This window comes from Kitasatospora sp. NPDC023118, from assembly GCF_055560875.1.
In genome coordinates, this window is record NZ_JBVHHW010000085.1 from 1 (window position 1) to 1,829 (window position 1,829).

1 protein-coding gene is annotated in these 1,829 nt (G+C 77.6%); it reads right to left on the reverse strand.

The features are described from left to right. The coding region (locus tag ACZ3UD_RS37640; protein WP_465598608.1) for a polyketide synthase dehydratase domain-containing protein at nucleotides 1-1,829 on the reverse strand (1,829 nt) is incomplete at both ends.

The window sequence follows — 1,829 nt, forward strand, 5'->3', positions numbered from 1 at the left end:
TGTTCGGCCACCAGATGCCGCGCGACGAGCCGGCCCAGACCACCGGTACCACCCGTGATCACCACGGTTCCCGTGCCCCAGCCCAAGGAGGGCCCGCCAGGGGCCACCCGGGCGAGTCGGCCCACCCGCACGGCTCCGACACGGGCGGTGAACTGGAATTCGCCGCGGTCCAGTTGAGCACGGAGGACGGGCAGCGCCGTTTTCACGTCCGACGCGCGCTCGACGTCGAGCAGCGCGAACCGGCCCGGGTTCTCCGCCTCGGCCGCCCGGACGAGACCCCAGACCGCGCCGCCGGCGAGGTCCGCGACCTCACCGCCCGGCACCGCACCCCGGGTCGTGAACACCAGGCGGGAGTCCGCGAACCGCGGCTCGGCCAGCCACTCCTGCACCACGCCCAGCGCCCACGCCGTCACCTCGTGCACAGCCTCCGGCGTCGAACCGCCCGCCACCGGCACGAGCACGACCTCCGGCACCTCGCCGGTCACGTCGGCGAGCGACGGCACGTCCTCGCCCAGGGTGACGGCCCGCACGGGCCCGACGGCCCGCGCCGGGACGTCCACCCAGTCGAGCCGCAGCAGCGCCCCGGCCAAGCCGGTCCGCTCGGTCCCGGCGGCCGGTTCGGCCAGCGTCAACGACCCCGCCGACAGCACCGGCCCGCCCGCCGCGTCCGCGACCTCGACGGTCACCGTGTCCGCACCCGCCCTCGCGACCCGCAGCCGCACGACGGCCGCGCCGGTCGCGTGCAGCGCCACGTCGCGCCAGCCCGTGGGCACCAGGCGGGCGCCGTCGTCCGCCACGGTCAGGGCCGCGATCTGAACGGCCGCCTCCAGCAGCGCCGGGTGCAGCCCGTACGGCGCCGCGTCCTCGGCGCGGCCCGGCAGGACGGCCTCCGCGAACACCTCGTCGCCCCGCTGCCACACCGCCCGCAGCGTGCGGAACGCCGGGCCGTGATCCAGCGGGTCGTGGCAGGACTCCGGGTCCACGGCCACCGCGTCCGCCGGGGGCCACGCCGAGGCGTCGAAGCCGGCCTCCGGCTCGCCGACGGCCAGCGTGCCGGTGGCGTGGCAGGTCCACGGGCCGTCCACCGCGTCCTCCGGCCGGGCGTAGCAGCTCAGCGGACGCGTCCCGGCCTCGTCCGGCGCGCCCGCCACCAAGTGGACGACGACGGCGCCGTCCTCGGGCAGCGCGAGCGGCTCGGCGAGCGTCAGCCGCTCGACCTGGTCGCAGCCCACCTGGTCGGCGGCCCGGACGGCCAGCTCCAGGAACCCGGTCGCCGGGAAGACGGCCGCGCCGCCCACCCGGTGGTCGCCCAGCCACGGCTGCGCCTTCAGTGACAGCCGGCCGGTCAGCAGCACGCTGCCCGAGTCGGCCGGGGCGACCACCGCGCCCAGCAGCGGGTGCTCGGCGGGCCGCAGGCCCGCGCCGGTCACGTCGCCCGTGTGCGCGGCCTGGGCGGGCCAGTAGCGCTCGTGCTGGAACGCGTACGTCGGCAGGTCGACGCGCCGGGCGCCGGTCCCGTCGAAGACCCGGGCCCAGTCGACGGGCACGCCCACGACGTGGAGGCGGGCGAGCGCCGTCAGCAGGGCGCCTTCCTCCGGTCGGTCGGGGCGCAACGCGGGGGCCGCGATCCGGCCGGCGCCCTCGTCGAGGTTCTGCTCGGCGAGCGCGGTGAGCACGCCGCCGGGGCCGATCTCCAGGTAGTCCGTCGCGCCGGCCGCGTCGAGGGTGCGGATCCCGTCGGCGAAGCGGACGGCCTCGCGGACGTGACGCACCCAGTAGTCGGGGGCGGTGAAATCCCCGCCCAGGGCGCCGGTCAGATTGGAGACCAG